The organism is Streptomyces sp. NPDC029836, from assembly GCF_055574495.1.
The window spans coordinates 455,425-469,773 of record NZ_JBVHZI010000001.1 but is presented as its reverse complement, the minus strand read 5'-3'; the positions used below and the strand labels follow the sequence as shown (position 1 = coordinate 469,773).

Genomic DNA, 14,349 nt, shown 5'->3' with positions numbered 1-14,349 from the left:
CGCTCATCGGGACTCTCCCCGCGCGATCGAGGCGAACGCGGTCAGGGTGCGCGTGCCGGGGGCGAAGTAGCCGGTATGGCCCTCGACGTCGCCCGCGGGGATCCGGCGGGCGCCGAACCCCGCGGAGGCGGGGTCGGCGCCGTGCCCGATCCCGCCGACCTCCACGTTCGGTACGTCGGCGATCCAGTCGGAGGGGCCGCGGGCGGCCCAGACGCGGGCGCCGGTCCGCAGCGCGCCGACGTGGCCCGCCCGCATCCCCGGCGAGCCGAACACGACGATGTCACGGGCATCGGTGTGCCGGGCCGCCAGTCCGCAGACCACCGAGCCGTAGCTGTGGCAGAAGAGCACCGGATCCGGGGCGCCGACCGCGTCGAGGCCCGCCGTGAACCGGGCCAGCCGGACCGCGCCGGCCTCGGCGAGCCGGCCGGACGCCGCGTCCACGCCGACCCCGACCGGCGTCGTGTAACCGCTCCACGCGATGACGGCGCTCCGCCCGCCCGCCGCCGCCCGCAACGCGCGGGCCGTGCCCGCCGGGCCGGTGGCCGGCCTGCGCGGGGCGTCGTGGGACACGGCGTCGTTGTCCGCCCCGGGCACGATCACCGAGACGTGCACGGCCTGCTCCAGATCCCCGAACACCTCGACGACCTGACCCCGCCCCCGGGGGTCGAAGGCCAGGATCTGCCGGCCCGGAGCGGCGAGGGAGGCGTAGCGCGCCTCACCCGTGGCGGTGATGGCCAGCCGGTTGGCCTCGTACCGCAGGGGGAGAGGAGTCCCCTCCAGGTTGCCCACCACCAACGGGTGGCCGCGCAGCAACTCCCGCTCGCGGTCGGTGTCCAGTCCGCCGAAGAACCGGGCGACCTCGGCCGGCGTCGCCGTCCACGGATCGGGCAACGGCCGCTCCGCCGTGCCGGCGGCCCGCCATGCGGCGGTACCCGGTGGCGGCCCGGTGACCACGACCTGGCTGTCCCCCGCGGCCCAACCGGCGGTTCCCGCGACGACGGCCACGGCCAGCACGGCCGCCCCCATGGTCCTTGCGAAGCGGCGCATGCCCCTTCTCCTCTCCTCGTGACGAGGAGGAAGGTAAGAAGGAGGTACCGCCAGGCACGTCCCACCGGGGAGCCAACCCGAGGGTCATACCCCAGTAGGGGGTGGAGGAGACGACGCCGGTTCGGGTCCGGTGGCGGACCCGTTCGGACCCGGGTCGAAGGGCGTCCGCCGGTCAGGCGGAGTCGCCGGGGCGGACCAGACCGGCCTCGTACGCGAAGATGACCGCCTGCGCCCGGTCGCGCAGGTCCAACTTGCCCAGCACCCGACCGATGTGGGTCTTCACCGTCTGTTCCGCGAGGACCAGATGGGCGGCGATCTCCTGGTTCGACAGCCCCCGCGCGATGAGTTCCAACACCTCGGTCTCACGCGGCGTCAGCCCGTTCAACCGCAGCGCGGGATACTTGCGCGGCGCCGGCCGCTGCCGGACGAAGTCCGCGATGAGGCGCCGGGTCACGGACGGCGCCAGCAGCGCCTCGCCCGAGGCGACGATCCGAACCGCGGCGATCAGGTCCGCCGGCGGGGCGTCCTTCAGCAGGAACCCGGACGCGCCCGCGCGCAGGGCCTCGTACACGTAGTCGTCGATGTCGAAGGTCGTCAGCATCAGCACCTTCGGCCGGTGCACCACCCCGGGCGGCGGATCGAGCAGCTCGCGGGCCGCCGAGAGCCCGTCGAGTTCGGGCATCCGTACGTCCATCAACACCACGTCGGGGTGCACGGTCCGCGACACCAGCACGCCCTGGCGCCCGTCGGCGGCCTCGCCCACCACGTCGATGTCGGCCTGCGCCGACAGCAGCGCGGCGAACCCCGCGCGCACCATGGCCTGGTCGTCGACGATGATCACGCGGATGGTCAACTGCTGTCCTCGTTCGTCTCGGCGGACCCGTCCCCGCCGTGCAGCGGGAGGCGGGCGGCGACCCGGAAGCCCCCGTCGGGCAGCGGCCCGGTGTCCAGGGTCCCGCCGGTCAACCGTACGCGCTCGCGCATCCCCACCAGACCGTGGCCCGTACCCGAACCCTCCAGCTCCACCACGGCGTCCCGCGCCGGGCCGTTGACCACCAACACCAGCACCTCCCCGGCATCCCGGGTCACCGACACCCGGGTCCGCGCGCCCGGCGCGTGCCGCACCACGTTCGCCAGGGCCTCCTGCACGATCCGGTACGCCGACAGGTCCACCGCGGGCGGCACCCCCTCAGCCGCGCCGGCCGCCAGCGACAACTCCACCGGCTGCCCGGCCCGTACGATCGCCTCCACCAACTGCTGGAGCCGGTCCATCCCCGGCTGCGGGGCCCGTTCGCCGTCACCCGTCCCGTCACCGCGCAGCACCGTCAGCAACCGCCGCATCTCGCCCAGGGATTCACGCGCGCCGGCGGCGATCGCCTCGAACTCCGCACGCACCGGTTCCGCCATGCCGGGCAGCCGGTACGGCGCCGAATCGGCCTGCACCGTGATCACCGACATGTGGTGGGCCACCACGTCGTGCAACTCCCGCGCGATCCGCGCCCGTTCCTCCAGCAACGTCCGTCGCGACCGCTCCGCCTCGCTGATGCTCTCCTGCTCGGCGACGCGTTGCTGCGCGTCACCCAGCCCGCGCAGCACCCCGGTCACCGCCAACAGCGCACCGGCCAACACGAACAGCAACGCGCCGGTGTTGGTCACCCCGCCCGGTTGGAGGAAGCCGCCGAGCACCACCCCGACCGCGCCCGTGGCCAGCCACACCTGGACCAGCGTCCGGATCGACTCGCGCAGTCCCAGACAGGCCATCAGCACCAGGTACCCGACGATGACCATCGGGGGCCACGGCCAAGACCCTCCGGCCACCCGGTCGGCGCCCATCAGCAGCAGGGCCCCCACGACGTCCGCGAGGAGCACCATGCCCCACGCGGCCACCGGCCGGGTCACCGCGAGCAGCAGCGGCACCGTCTGCGCCACGCCCAGCGCACCCGCCCAGCCGCCGCCCAGACCGTAGTCGTTGATCAGCACGGCGATCGTCACCGGGATCAGCGTCACGACGAAGATGCCGACGACCACGTACGGCAGCATCCGCTGCCACCGCGCCGGCGCCCGCGCGAACAGCGGCTCGCCCGGCCGGGCGGGGGCCCGCAGCAGGACGGAGACCCGCGCCCGCGCGCCGGCCTCCCCCCGCCCGGTACGAGAACTCCTGGCGGCACGCTCGACCCCGACGGCGCGAGCCGCGTCGGGGGCGGCGCCGCGGGCACGGAACCGGTCTCTGAGACTCATGATCGGACCACCCTATGCGCCGGGGGCCCGCGCGGACGCGGGGAGAAGGGCCCGGTGTGGCGGAGGGCACGGACCCGCACGCGGCAGTGCCGGGCTCGGTACGACGCCAGGGGCGGCGGCCCGCCGTTCCCGTGGCCCGTCGTTCCCGTGGACCGCCGGTCCCCTGGCCCGGTTGTGCCGAGGCCCGAGCTGACCGGCGCTCGCCCGTCGGCTTCCGCCGGACCGCTTCCCGGGTACGGGGCCGTGTCCGGCCGGGAACCGCCCCGTCATCGTGCCCGGACCACTTCCGCGACCGGGGCGCGCTCCGCCGGTTCGATGAGGCGCAGGTCGTCCGACCCCGCGGCGAACCCCGGACGCGAACTCGGGGCGCGAACTCGGGGCGGATGCGACGCCCCGGGCTCGTTCCCCCGGCGGGTCCCGCTCGTTGAGCGGGCATGGAGCTGCTGCCGACCATCGCGGCGCCGGGCGTCGCAGAACGGGCCGACGCCGCGGCCGACGCCGCCTGTCACCTCTACGACGCCGTCCGGCTCTGGGGCGACGGCGGGCCCGGCGGGTGGAGCCGGACCGCCGCCGAGGACGCCGCCGAGACGATCGAGACGACCGCGCACGCCCTCGCCCTCATCGACCCCGGCGCCGAGGTCGCCCTCGCGCCGGTGCACGCGGCCCTCGCGGACCTGCGCCGCCGGCTCACCCTCGCGCCGGCCGACCCGCTGACCGCCGAGGGCGTACCGGCCACCCCGCGTTCGGTGGGCAACCCGCGCCGGACCCGCCGGGTACGGGGCCTGACCCCGCCCGTGCCCACCCCACGCGTGCTCACGCCACGCGTGCTCCCGCCACGCGTGCTCCCGCCACGCGTGCTCCCGCCACGCGTGCTCGGTCCACTCGTGCTCCCCCCGCCCGTGTTCAGCCCACCCGCGCCCCGGAGACCGCAGCCTGATACAGCTTCCTGACCTGCGCGCCGAAGTACGAGCTGTAGGAGATGTCGGGCGTGGTCCCGCCGGTCTTCCAACCGCCGATGACCCCGACCACGTCGCCGGTTCCCGTCCGCTGGTTGTAGCGCGTCAGGAACGGGCCGCCGCTGGTGCCGCCCGGGTAGCCGGTGCAGGCGATCCGCAGGAAGGAGCCGGGGATCCTCACCTCCTTGCTGGTGAACTTCGTCGTCCGGTTGAAACAGACGCGCGGGCGCGCCGCCGACGAGGGGTAGCCGATCAGGGTGACCCGGGAGTGGCCGAACGTGGCCCCGGTGACCAGCCGGTTCCCGCCGACCGCGTTCTCCACCGCCGTCCCGCGGGAGTTCGGGCCGACCCGGGCGAAGGCGACGTCGAGGGTGGCGGCCCGGTCGGGCCCCTCGCGCCGGTAGCGCGGGTCGATCCACATCCTCGGCCGACCGCCCGCGTCGCGCAGCACCGGGAACATGCCGTACGGCTGCGGCTTCGCCTTGGTGTAGCGCGGTACGAAGGCCACCTGGCGGGAGTCGGGTCCGAGCAGGCAGTGCGCCGCGCTGAGCACCAGGTTGCGGCCGGGGGAGGAGACCACGCTCGCGGTGCAGAAGTACGCGCCGCCGCCCTTCATGACGAACATCCGCCCGACGGCCGGGCTCCCGCCGAAGTCCTTGCCCACGCCGGCCCGGGCGGACGCCGGGATCGGCGCGGCGACCGGCTTCGGCGTCGGCTTCGGAGCGGGCTGCGCGGGCCGCGGCGCCGGCGCGGGCCGGGAGGGTACGGGGCCGGTGGCGCCGGGTGCGGGTTCCGCCGAGCCGGTCGGGGTGGCGGGTGCGGGTTCCGGGAGGGAGCCGGGCGTGGGCACGGCCGGGCCGGTCGGGGTCGCCGCTTCGGACGGGCCGGCGGGAGTGCCCGGGAGGGCGGGGGCCGGGCCGGTCGGGGTCGCCGCTTCGGACGGGCCTGCGGGAGCGTCCGGGAGGGCGGGGGCCGGGCCGGTCGGGGTCGCCGCTTCGGACGGGCCTGCGGGAGCGCCCGGGAGGGCGGGGGCCGGGCTGGGCGCGGTCGCTTCGGGAACGCCGGGGACGGATCCCGTCGCGGGGGTGGCCAACGCGGGAGCGGGCGGAATCGGTTCGCCCGGCCCGCCGCCCTGCCCGGCGGCTTCGGGCGGGACCGTCGGTGCGGGTGCCGTGGGGGCCGCGGGGGCCCCACCGGTCCGGCCCGATGCCGACGCCGACGTGGGTCCCGGTTCCGGGGCGGCCCGCCCGTCGGCGGACCCGGCCGCGGTGTCGTGTCCCTTCGGAGCCGCGGTCGGCGGATCCTGCCCCGCCGGGGGTTCTCCCGCAGGGCCGGACGCGGCAGGATCCGCCGGAGCGTCGGCCGTCGGGGAGCCGTCAGGCCCCGATCCGTTCGCGACCGCGCCGTCCCCCACCGGCTCCTGCGGCTCCGGCAGCCCGCCCCCCGCCGCCGGATCCGGTACGGGGAGTGCGGCCCCCCGGACGCCGGGCGGCGCGTCAGGGACCGGGTCGGGCATCGGGAGGGCGGAGGCCATCCGTTCCGGTGTCCAGAACGCGGCGGCCTCGCGTGACGACCAGAGTCCGGCGGCCGCCTCCGCGCTGGCCGACCCGGCGGCGGGCAGCGGCCCACCGGGCAGCAGCAGTGCGGCCGCGGCCGCAACCACCGTCAACGTACGTCGCATGCCTGCTCACTCCTGTTGGTGACGGGGGTCAGACGGCCTGGGGGAAACGGAACAGCCGGCCGGGGTCGTAGGAACGCCGGACCTCCTCCAGCCGGGGCAGGTTCGGCCCGTAGTAGGCCTCCCGCCAGGCCGTCAGCTTCGGGTCGGCGTAGTTCTGGTAGGCGCGGCCGCCCGCCCACGGGCGCAGGTCCTGCCAGAGTCCGTCCAGCCAGGCCCGGTGCGCGGCCACCTCGGTGGTGGACGCCGACTCGGGCCAATGGGCGAGGTACTGGGCGAGGAACGCGCTGTCACGGTGGACGAAGGCGGTCGCGTCGGCCCGCGTCCGGTTCACCGCCCCGCCGCACACCCCGTCGAACTGGATCACCCCGCGCCCGCCGGCGGGTACGGCGCGCCCGTACCGCCGAGCGGCGTCCAGCACCGCCGCCACCGCGCCCCGGGGTAGCCCGGGCGCACGCCAGAAGTCGGAGCGGGCCGCGTAGGACTCCCGGCCCAGGCGGCCCCGGGGGTCCCGGCCGGGCAGGGTGCCCGGCAGCCGGCACTGGGCGGCGGTCCGCTCCTGGCAGCCCGCCATCGCCCGCAGGGTGTCGCCGTGGCTCCGTACGACGATCCAGCTGTCCTGCGGTCCCCGGCCCACCAGGTCGGCGAGTCGGGTCAGGTGGCGCTCCAGTTCCGCGCGCCCGTCGAGACAGACGATCCGTACGGCCGGGGCGGGCACGGGACCGGCTTCCAGGGTGAACTCCACCTGGCTCCAGAACGGATCGGGGAGCGCGCCCAGCCAGCGCTGCCAACCGTCGAGCACCGCCGCGGATCCGGCGGCCGGCCAGTGCAGTTCGGCGAACGCGGCGTCGCCGACCGGATGGGTGCGGAACCGGAACTCGGTGACGACCCCGAAGTTCCCTCCGCCGCCCCCGCGCAGCGCCCAGTACAACGACGGGTCCGCCCCGGCGTCAGTCTCCCGTACGACCCCGTCCGGGGTCACCACCCGGGCCCCGAGGAGCCGGTCGGAGGTGGTGCCGTGGGCGCGGGAGGACAGGCCCAGGCCGCCGCCGAGGGTGAGCCCGGCGATCCCGACGGACGGACACAGTCCGGCGGGGATTCCCCGGCCGCGGGCGGCGAGGTCGGCGTTCACCTCGGCGAGTCGGGCGCCCGCACCGATCCGGACCTCGTCCCCCGCGAGGGTGATCCGGGCCATCGCCCCCACGTCGATCACCAGCCCGCCGGCCACCGTGGACCACCCCGGGTAGCTGTGGCCGCCGCCGCGCGGCACCACCGGGACGCCGGAGCGGCGGGCGAATTCCAGACAGACGGCCACGTCACCGGCGTGCGCGGGGTAGGCCACGGCCGCTGGGGCGACGGTGTCGTGGCGCGGCTGGAACGACTGTCGTGCCTCGGCGTAGTCCCCGTCACCCGGCAGGACCAGTCGGCCGTCCATCGCCCGGGCGAGAGCCCCGACGTCGGGCGCAGGGCCGGCCGCCCCGACCCCGGCCAGGACTGCGGCGGCCGCACCCGCGAGGACCCGGCGGCGTTGGAGGCTCATCCCTCCTTCCTGCCACCGCCCGACCGGATCGCGGCGAAGGCGGGACCGCGAACCGGTTTTTGCCGCCCGAACGGCTTATCGCACCAAGTGGCGCCGGCGAGCCCACCGGCGGACCGACGGGAAGCCCCACCGGCGGACCGACGGGAAGCCCCACCGGCGGACCGACGGGAAGCCCGACCGGCGGATCAGCGGCCGCTCGTGGGTTTGCGGAACAACAGGAAGGCCCGTACCGCGTCCTCGTCGGCGTCGGGTTGCCGCACGAGACGGGCGACCTCCGTCAGTCCGGCCTCGGTCAGCAGCCCGGCGATCAGTGCGGGCGGGGTCAGGTACGCGTCGAGGTCGACCGGCCGGCCGTGGGCGCGCAGCGGCCGGCGCCGTTCGTCCCCGACCTCGAAGGCGGTGAGCGCGTAGCCGCCCGGCGCCAACACGCGGGCGAACTCCGCGAAGGTGGGCGCCAGCTGCGCCGGCGGTATGTGGCCCGTCGCGTACCAGGCCAGTACGCCCCCCAGGACCCCGTCCGCGACGTCCAGCGCCGCCATCGGCCCGACTTCGAACCGCAACCCCGGATGGTCGCGGCGGGCCGCCGCCACCATCGCGGGCGACAGGTCCACGCCGAAGACCCGCACGCCGAGCCCGTGCAGGTACGCCGTCACCCGGCCCGGACCGCAGCCCAGGTCGGCGACCGCCCCGCCCCCGGCGTCGCCGCGCACGCATGCGGCGAACGCGCCCAGCATGGCCCGGTCCAGCGGATGGCCCGCCAGGGCCGGGCCGGGCTGCCGGGCATGATCGACGGCGACGGCGTCGTAGAACGCCCGTACGGCATGGAGGTACGAGGTCTCTGTCATGCCCCGAACGTAGCCCGACCGACCCCGCGACTCACCCCCGAGCGGACCCCGGAGCGAGGCGGCTCGCCGGGTGCGGGAGCTCCGCCCACTGGTCCCCGGGCACACCCGGGCTGAGCCGCATCAGGGTCAGCGCCTTCACCGGCAGCGGCCCGGCGCGCAGCGCCTCGGTGTCGGCGGTGGGCGGGGCCCCGTCGAGGGCGACGGCCAGGTCCTCGCCGAAGGCGGCCGCGGATCCCGCCGTCGAGGCGAGGGCCCCGGCGACCAGGGACCCGAAGAGCTTGCGCCGCAGCACCGACGCGTCGTCCGTGACGAGCCGTCCCGACAGGGAGGGCACCGCCAGCCCGTGCCGGGTCAATCGCTCCGGACTGATCCGGATGTCGGCGAGGTCCCGGTAGACCAGCCGCAAGGGTTCACCGGCGGGGGAGAGGACCACCAGGAGGTTCTGCCCGTGGCCCTCCAGGGCCACCCCGAGGTCCAGGACCCGCAGGCACACCGACAGCGCGAGCCGGGCGAACGCGGCCCGCCAGGACGGCGAGCGGACCAGCGCGGTCCCCGCCAGCGCCGCCACCGGAACCACCCGCTCGCCAGGACCCGCGTACGCCTCCGGGGGTTCGCGGAGCACCGCCGCCAGGTCCGGGCTGTGCGCGGTGGCAGCGCCCAGCGTGCGGGTGATGTGCAGTTGTCCGTCGAGGCGGGCGGTCAGGGCGTGGGCGAAGGCCGACACCACGGCCGCCGTCTCGATGGAGTAGCCCGAGATGTCCCGTACGGAGGAGGTCAGCCGGGTGCTGAGCGCCGTCTTCACGTGGGGGCCGCCGTCGGCCGGGGCGAGCGTGCGCAGCGCCATCAGCGGATGCGCCGGGATGCCGGGACGCGCCGCGCCACCCGTCCCGCCGCCCGGGCGACCGTCGCCTTTCAGTACGTGTCGCGCCTGCCACGGGTGCACCGGCACCAGGATCCGCCCGCCGTCCCGCAACTCGGCCGGCCACGCCCCGGTGACCAGGCACTCCTCGGCCCGTACGGGGACCAGCCCGAGCTCGACCAGCGGCCGGTGCTCCGGGGCGTACGCCAACTGTTCGGCCACCGAGAAGCCCGGCCTGGAACGGCAGTTGGGGTGGTACGGATGTCCGTCCACCACCCGCTGTTCCCACTCCCAGCCGGTCGTCGGCTCCTCCTGCGGCCCCGCCGGCTGCCCGGCCCGGGACAGTGCGAGGGAGGCCGTGCTGTCGTCGAGTTCGGCGGCGAAGGCGGCGCCGTGCGGCACGCCCAACGCCTCGACCAGCCGGGCGGCCCGCCGGTGGACGCGACCGTCCAGCCTCAGCTCGTCGACGTGGGCGGCGGTCGCGTACGGGTCCGCCGGCGGCCCCTCCAGCCGGCGGCCGTCCGCCAGCCGCAACGTCAACGAGCCGTGGCCGTGCTCGCGGCCCACCACCCACGGCAGCGGCTCGAAGGCCAGGGCGCGCCACAGCCGGGTGAGCACGGCCGCGCGGGCCCCGTCCAGCGCGGCCTCGTACGCGGATCCGAGCCCGGGCCGTACGCCGGCCAGCGCGGCGGCGACGGCCTCCTCGGCGGGTGAGGCGGGGGTGCCCGACGGGGTGAACGAGCCCGAGGGGTCCGGTGAGCCGGGTGGGTCGGGGACGTGCGTGCTGCGGTCCAGGGTCCCGTTCCTTTCGGATCGCTTTGCCGGATGATCATGTCATCATCGCCGATACTGAAGATCACGGCCGGCGGCCCCCGTACGGGTCTCCGGCACACCGGATGGACCGAATGGAACCAGTGGACCTCAACGCCGCCGCCGACGCATACGCCGCCACTCCGCTGCTGAACTGCCTGTTGCGGGAGGTGGCCGACGCGGAGGGCGGGGAGGTCCACCGGCTGCGCGGCAGCGGCCGGCTGCTGCGGGTGCGCGGCGGACGCCGCCCCACCGCACCAGAACTGGCCACGGAGAACGGCTGGCATCCGCTCACCCACACGGAACTGGTCAAGCTCACCTCCGACGAGTTGCTCCGCTACACCGGCGTTCCCAACGACGAGCTCCCCGGCGAGATCACCGACAGCCGGGACGCCGTCGCCGCGATCCTGGCCGCGCGGGCCGATGCCGCCGCGCCGCAGGACCCGTACCTCCGTTCGGAACAGGCCCTGGTGATGGGGCATCCGCACCATCCCGCCCCCAAGGCCCGCGGCGGGGCGCCCGCCGCGAGTTGGCTGCCGTACGCGCCCGAGGCCCACGCCCGCTTCCCGCTGGTGGTGCTGGGGATCCGCGAGGACGAGGTCGCCGAGGAGGGCGGCCCGGCCGCGGCCGACGCGCTCGACGCGCTCGTCGGGATCCTCGACGGCCCGCGCCCGCCGGCCGGCTACCGGGCGCTGCCGGCGCACCCCTGGCAGCTGGACCTGGTCGCGGGCCGTCCGGCGGTGCGCGAGGCCTTCGCCGACGGCCGGCTGCTGCGGCTCGGTCCGACGAGGCTCCCGGTGTGGCCCACCGCCTCGATCAGGACCGTCCACGCACCGGACCCGGCGGCGGACCTGTTCGCGAAGTTCAGCCTCGACGTACGGATCACCAACGACGTGCGCCGGTTGTGGCGGCACGACCTGCTCGGACTCCGGCGCGTCGACGCCGCCGTCGAGGCCGGGTTCGCCGAACTGCGCACGCGCACGGGCTCGAACGCCGTCTGGCTCCGGGACCTCGGTTACCGCACCGCCGCCTTCGCCTTCGAGGAACTCGCCGTCCTGATCCGCGACGGCTTGCGCGGGGCGGTGGTCCCGGGCGCGACGCCGCTGCTGGCCGCCGCCCTCGCCGAAGACTTCCCCTGTGGCACGCCGGCGGGCGGACCGGTCGCGCCGGATGCCTGGTGGCGGGCCTATGTGGGCCACGTGGTGCCTCCCGTGCTGGACCTGTTCGCCCGGCACGGGATCGTGCTGGAGGCCCACCTGCAGAACTGCCTCGTCGCCGTGGACGACCGGGGCATGCCGGTGCAGGCCCTCTTCCGCGACGCCGAGGGGGTGAAACTCCCTCAGGACGCGCCGCGCGCAGCCGCTTGGCAGCGGCTGGTGTACTGCTTGGTCGTCAACCACCTGGCGGAGATCGCGGGCGCCCTGGCCGAACGCCATCCGGGGTTCGCGGACGCCGTGTGGCCGGCGGTGCGCGAGGAGTTCCTGCGCTACGACGCCGCGTACGGGCTCCCCGAGATCGCGGAGTTGTTGACCGCATCCGGTCTTCCGGCCAAGACGAACCTGCTGCTGAGATGGACCCGGGCCGACGGGGCCGACGCGCGCTACCTGCCGCTGCCCAACCCCCTGCGCGGCTGAGGGAACGGCCCCGCGGAGTGCGATTCGGCCAAGCTCCCGCCGGTCGGCGGCACACCCGTACCGAAAGGTATAGACCAATGCTACGTTGGTCGGGCAGACCGCGAACTTCTTGACCACCCGTCAGAGGAGAAGTCATGCCCTCCCCCTCACGGGGCGGCGGCCCGGCCGCCACGCCCAAGTACCAGCGGATCGCCGCAGCGCTGCGCGACGAACTGGACCGCACCGACCCCGCCGGCGGCGGCGCGAGGCTGCCCTCCGAGCGCAGCCTCGCCGCCCGCTACGGGGTCAACCGGCAGACCGTCCGCGCCGCCCTCCAGGAACTGCGCGCCGACGGGCTGATCGTGACGGGCCGCCGGGGAACCCGGGCGGCGGGCGCCGCACCGACGGCCCGGCGGTGCGAGCCCGCGCCGCCCGCGGCACGTTCGACGCACCTTCCCGAGCGACAGGTCCCGCCGCCGAGCCCGCCCACGAGCACCCGGCTCACCCTGGTCACGGTGCCGCCCTCGCTCGCCACGCTGCTCGGCATGAGAGGCGGGCAGCGCACCCTGGTCCACCACCACCGCACGCACGGCCCCGCCGGGGAGACGCTCCAGCACGCCGTCACGTACCTGTGCCCGCGCACGGTCGCCCGGACCCCGGAACTGGCCGGCTATCTGGACCGGGAGGGCGCGCCCCGGGACGAGGACCTGCGACCGCTGCACCGTTGGCTGGAACGGGCCGCGACGCACGGCCGCTCGGCGGAGACGATCACCATGACCCGCACCAGCCCGCCCGTGGCCACGGCCGGTTCCTGCGGCCTGTCCGTACGCCGGACCCTGCACGACCCCAGCGGTCGGCTCGTCGCCGTCACGGACCTGGCCTTCCCCACCTGGGCCCGGCTGACCTTCCACCGGGACCCGGCGACCATCGGATTCCGCGTCACCTGAGCCCGCGCGCCCCGTACGGGGAGGCCGGCGCCGGGTCGGTGCGCGGGTGCGACGCGGCGCGCGCCTATTCGGCGGCGCGGCCCGGGGTCGTGACGTGGGGGTCGGGGGCGGCGTCGGGTGCCGCGTCGTGAGGGGCCAGGAAGTCCAGCGATCCGGGCGCGGAGTCGTCGGGGCCCTCCGAGTCGTCGGGGCCGTCGGGCTCGTCAACGTCATCCGCGGAGGACTCCGGATGGTCCGGTGCGGAGGGGGCTCCGGTGAGCAGGGCGAGGAGGCCGGCCACCTGGACGCCCGCTTCCGCCGGGTGCTTGAAGACGGCGCCCGGGGAGATCTCGTAGCGGTTGCGCCGACCGTCGCGCACGCGGCGCAGGTACCCGTCCGACTCCAGGTCGGCCACGATCGTCTGTACCGTCCGCTCGGTCAGTACGCACGTCACGGCGACATCCCTGAGTCGAACGGCCGGGTCCCGGGCGATGGTCACCAGAACGCGTGCGTGATTCGTTAGGAATGTCCAGTTTTGTCGGCGCGTCATACTCCCCATGGAGTCATGATGCGCCATTTGATTCACGTGACGCAAGACGCGAAACGGTTTTCCGGTGTTTCTTGACGTACGCGTCGAAGAAGGCCAACATCTACGGCAGTCAAGGTCCCGCGCCGCAAGCCGACCAGCCCAAGGAGCGAACCCCATGCCGGTACCCGCCCCCACCACCCTTACTACCGACCACGCCATCGACACCCGCGCCACCGCCGTCCCCGGCCCCCGCCGGAGCGCCGAGGCCGCGGCCCGCAGTGCGGGCCTGCCCCGGATCGACGAGCCGCGCGAAGTGGCTCCGTCGGACGCGAGGGAGCTGTCGAAGGCGTTCTTCAAGCGTCTGCGCGAGCTTTCCGAGGGCACGCCGGAGTACCAGTACGTCCGCAACACGCTCATCGAGATGAACGCCTCACTCGTCCAGTACGCCGTGCGCCGTTTCCGCGGCCGTGGTGACGGCGGCGACATCGAGGACATCGTCCAGGTCGGCACCATCGGGCTCATCAAGGCCATCGACCGGTTCGACCCGGCCCGCGAGAACGAGTTCTCCACCCTCGCCATGCCGTACATCACGGGCGAGATCAAGCGGCACTTCCGTGACACCAGCTGGGCCGTCCGCGTCCCGCGCCGGCTCCAGGAGCTGCGCATAGACATCGCCAAGGCGAAGGAGGAGCTGACGGTCAGGCTGGACCGCTCGCCGACCGTCTCCGACCTCGCCGCCCACCTCGACCTCACGGACGAGGAGGTCGTCGAGGGCCTGGTCGCCGCCAACGGCCACACCAGCGGCTCGCTCGACGCCCCGCACACCGAGCACGGCGACGGGCCCACCGAGGGCCACACCCTCGCCGACGTCATGGGCGAGGAGGAGCCGGCGATGGAACTCGTCGAGGACATCCAGACCCTGGCCCCGCTGCTCGAACAGCTCACCGACCGCGAGCGCCGGATGCTGCAGATGCGTTTCGGCGAGGAGCTCACGCAGGCCCAGATCGGCGCGGCCCTGGGCATCTCCCAGATGCAGGTCTCCCGACTGCTGACCCGCCTCCTGGCCCACCTGCGGACGTCCATGCTGGAGGACCCGGAGACGGCGGCGCACCCCGCCCTCGTCGGTCGGTCCTGACCCCGCACCACCGAGCCCCCACCGGGCGGGCGCGAGCCGGACCACCGGCCGCCCGCCCCGGCGGCATGTCCGGGGCCGAATCCACCCCGACGCCCGCCCGCGAACGCGCCCCCGGCCGTGAGCCGCACCACCCGCGCGGCCCGGTGCCTCGCGGCCCGCACCGTCCGTCGCCG

General features: G+C 75.4%; 12 protein-coding genes. 4 read left to right on the top strand and 8 right to left on the bottom strand.

Translation table 11 applies throughout. The annotated features are described in order from the left end of the window. Positions 1-3: 3 nt before the first annotated feature. The 3 genes from ACZ4XJ_RS02235 to ACZ4XJ_RS02225 form a co-directional block, all read right to left on the bottom strand. Complete coding sequence (locus ACZ4XJ_RS02235; protein WP_468494975.1) at positions 4-1,047, bottom strand: alpha/beta hydrolase; 1,044 nt, start codon at positions 1,045-1,047, stop codon at positions 4-6. Between the two features lie 172 nt (positions 1,048-1,219). Further along, positions 1,220-1,900, bottom strand: coding sequence for a response regulator (locus ACZ4XJ_RS02230; RefSeq protein WP_468494974.1), 681 nt, complete (start codon positions 1,898-1,900; stop codon positions 1,220-1,222). Further along, positions 1,897-3,285 (bottom strand): sensor histidine kinase, encoded by a 1,389-nt coding sequence (locus tag ACZ4XJ_RS02225; protein WP_468494973.1) that lies wholly within the window; start codon positions 3,283-3,285, stop codon positions 1,897-1,899. Before ACZ4XJ_RS02225 ends, ACZ4XJ_RS02230 begins: the two co-directional genes overlap by 4 nt. 434 nt (positions 3,286-3,719) lie before the next feature. Between ACZ4XJ_RS02225 and ACZ4XJ_RS02220 the strand changes: the two genes are divergently transcribed. Continuing rightward, positions 3,720-4,235: a hypothetical protein gene (locus tag ACZ4XJ_RS02220; RefSeq protein ID WP_468494972.1), complete on the top strand. Its 516-nt coding sequence runs from the start codon at positions 3,720-3,722 to the stop codon at positions 4,233-4,235. Here the strand turns inward: ACZ4XJ_RS02220 and ACZ4XJ_RS02215 are convergent. The 4 genes from ACZ4XJ_RS02215 to ACZ4XJ_RS02200 form a co-directional block, all read right to left on the bottom strand. After that, the gene (locus tag ACZ4XJ_RS02215) at positions 4,189-5,922 is read right to left on the bottom strand and encodes a serine protease family protein (RefSeq protein ID WP_468494971.1); all 1,734 of its coding nucleotides are present in this window, start codon (positions 5,920-5,922) and stop codon (positions 4,189-4,191) included. The two genes, ACZ4XJ_RS02220 and ACZ4XJ_RS02215, sit on opposite strands and share 47 nt — an antisense overlap. A 28-nt stretch (positions 5,923-5,950) precedes the next feature. Then, complete coding sequence (locus ACZ4XJ_RS02210) at positions 5,951-7,459, bottom strand: FAD-binding oxidoreductase (RefSeq protein ID WP_468494970.1); 1,509 nt, start codon at positions 7,457-7,459, stop codon at positions 5,951-5,953. 185 nt (positions 7,460-7,644) lie between these two features. Beyond that, complete coding sequence (locus tag ACZ4XJ_RS02205; RefSeq protein ID WP_362876301.1) at positions 7,645-8,304, bottom strand: class I SAM-dependent methyltransferase; 660 nt, start codon at positions 8,302-8,304, stop codon at positions 7,645-7,647. Positions 8,305-8,335: 31 nt separating this feature from the next. Then, positions 8,336-9,847, bottom strand: coding sequence for an IucA/IucC family protein (locus tag ACZ4XJ_RS02200; protein ID WP_468495436.1), 1,512 nt, complete (start codon positions 9,845-9,847; stop codon positions 8,336-8,338). A gap of 212 nt (positions 9,848-10,059) precedes the next feature. On the opposite strand from ACZ4XJ_RS02200, the gene ACZ4XJ_RS02195 reads away from it, so the two are divergent. Together ACZ4XJ_RS02195 and ACZ4XJ_RS02190 are read left to right on the top strand one after the other, a co-directional pair. Then, positions 10,060-11,607: an IucA/IucC family protein gene (locus tag ACZ4XJ_RS02195; protein WP_468494969.1), complete on the top strand. Its 1,548-nt coding sequence runs from the start codon at positions 10,060-10,062 to the stop codon at positions 11,605-11,607. 134 nt (positions 11,608-11,741) lie between these two features. Beyond that, positions 11,742-12,533, top strand: coding sequence for a GntR family transcriptional regulator (locus ACZ4XJ_RS02190; RefSeq protein ID WP_468494968.1), 792 nt, complete (start codon positions 11,742-11,744; stop codon positions 12,531-12,533). A gap of 64 nt (positions 12,534-12,597) precedes the next feature. Here ACZ4XJ_RS02190 and ACZ4XJ_RS02185 read toward each other — a convergent pair whose 3' ends face one another. Then, positions 12,598-12,966: a hypothetical protein gene (locus tag ACZ4XJ_RS02185; RefSeq protein WP_468494967.1), complete on the bottom strand. Its 369-nt coding sequence runs from the start codon at positions 12,964-12,966 to the stop codon at positions 12,598-12,600. A 250-nt stretch (positions 12,967-13,216) separates the two neighbouring features. Between ACZ4XJ_RS02185 and ACZ4XJ_RS02180 the strand changes: the two genes are divergently transcribed. Beyond that, a complete protein-coding gene (locus tag ACZ4XJ_RS02180; RefSeq protein ID WP_362876305.1) occupies positions 13,217-14,176 on the top strand; it encodes a SigB/SigF/SigG family RNA polymerase sigma factor in 960 nt (319 codons plus the stop codon). Positions 14,177-14,349: the final 173 nt, after the last annotated feature.

Coding starts and splice junctions, on each gene's coding strand:
- ACZ4XJ_RS02235 (WP_468494975.1), bottom strand. CDS start 1,047: ATGCGCCGCTTCGCAAGGACCATGGGGGCGGCCGTGCTGGCCGTGGCC.
- ACZ4XJ_RS02225 (WP_468494973.1), bottom strand. CDS start 3,285: ATGAGTCTCAGAGACCGGTTCCGTGCCCGCGGCGCCGCCCCCGACGCG.
- ACZ4XJ_RS02220 (WP_468494972.1), top strand. CDS start 3,720: ATGGAGCTGCTGCCGACCATCGCGGCGCCGGGCGTCGCAGAACGGGCC.
- ACZ4XJ_RS02215 (WP_468494971.1), bottom strand. CDS start 5,922: ATGCGACGTACGTTGACGGTGGTTGCGGCCGCGGCCGCACTGCTGCTG.
- ACZ4XJ_RS02210 (WP_468494970.1), bottom strand. CDS start 7,459: ATGAGCCTCCAACGCCGCCGGGTCCTCGCGGGTGCGGCCGCCGCAGTC.
- ACZ4XJ_RS02205 (WP_362876301.1), bottom strand. CDS start 8,304: ATGACAGAGACCTCGTACCTCCATGCCGTACGGGCGTTCTACGACGCC.
- ACZ4XJ_RS02195 (WP_468494969.1), top strand. CDS start 10,060: ATGGACCGAATGGAACCAGTGGACCTCAACGCCGCCGCCGACGCATAC.
- ACZ4XJ_RS02190 (WP_468494968.1), top strand. CDS start 11,742: ATGCCCTCCCCCTCACGGGGCGGCGGCCCGGCCGCCACGCCCAAGTAC.
- ACZ4XJ_RS02180 (WP_362876305.1), top strand. CDS start 13,217: ATGCCGGTACCCGCCCCCACCACCCTTACTACCGACCACGCCATCGAC.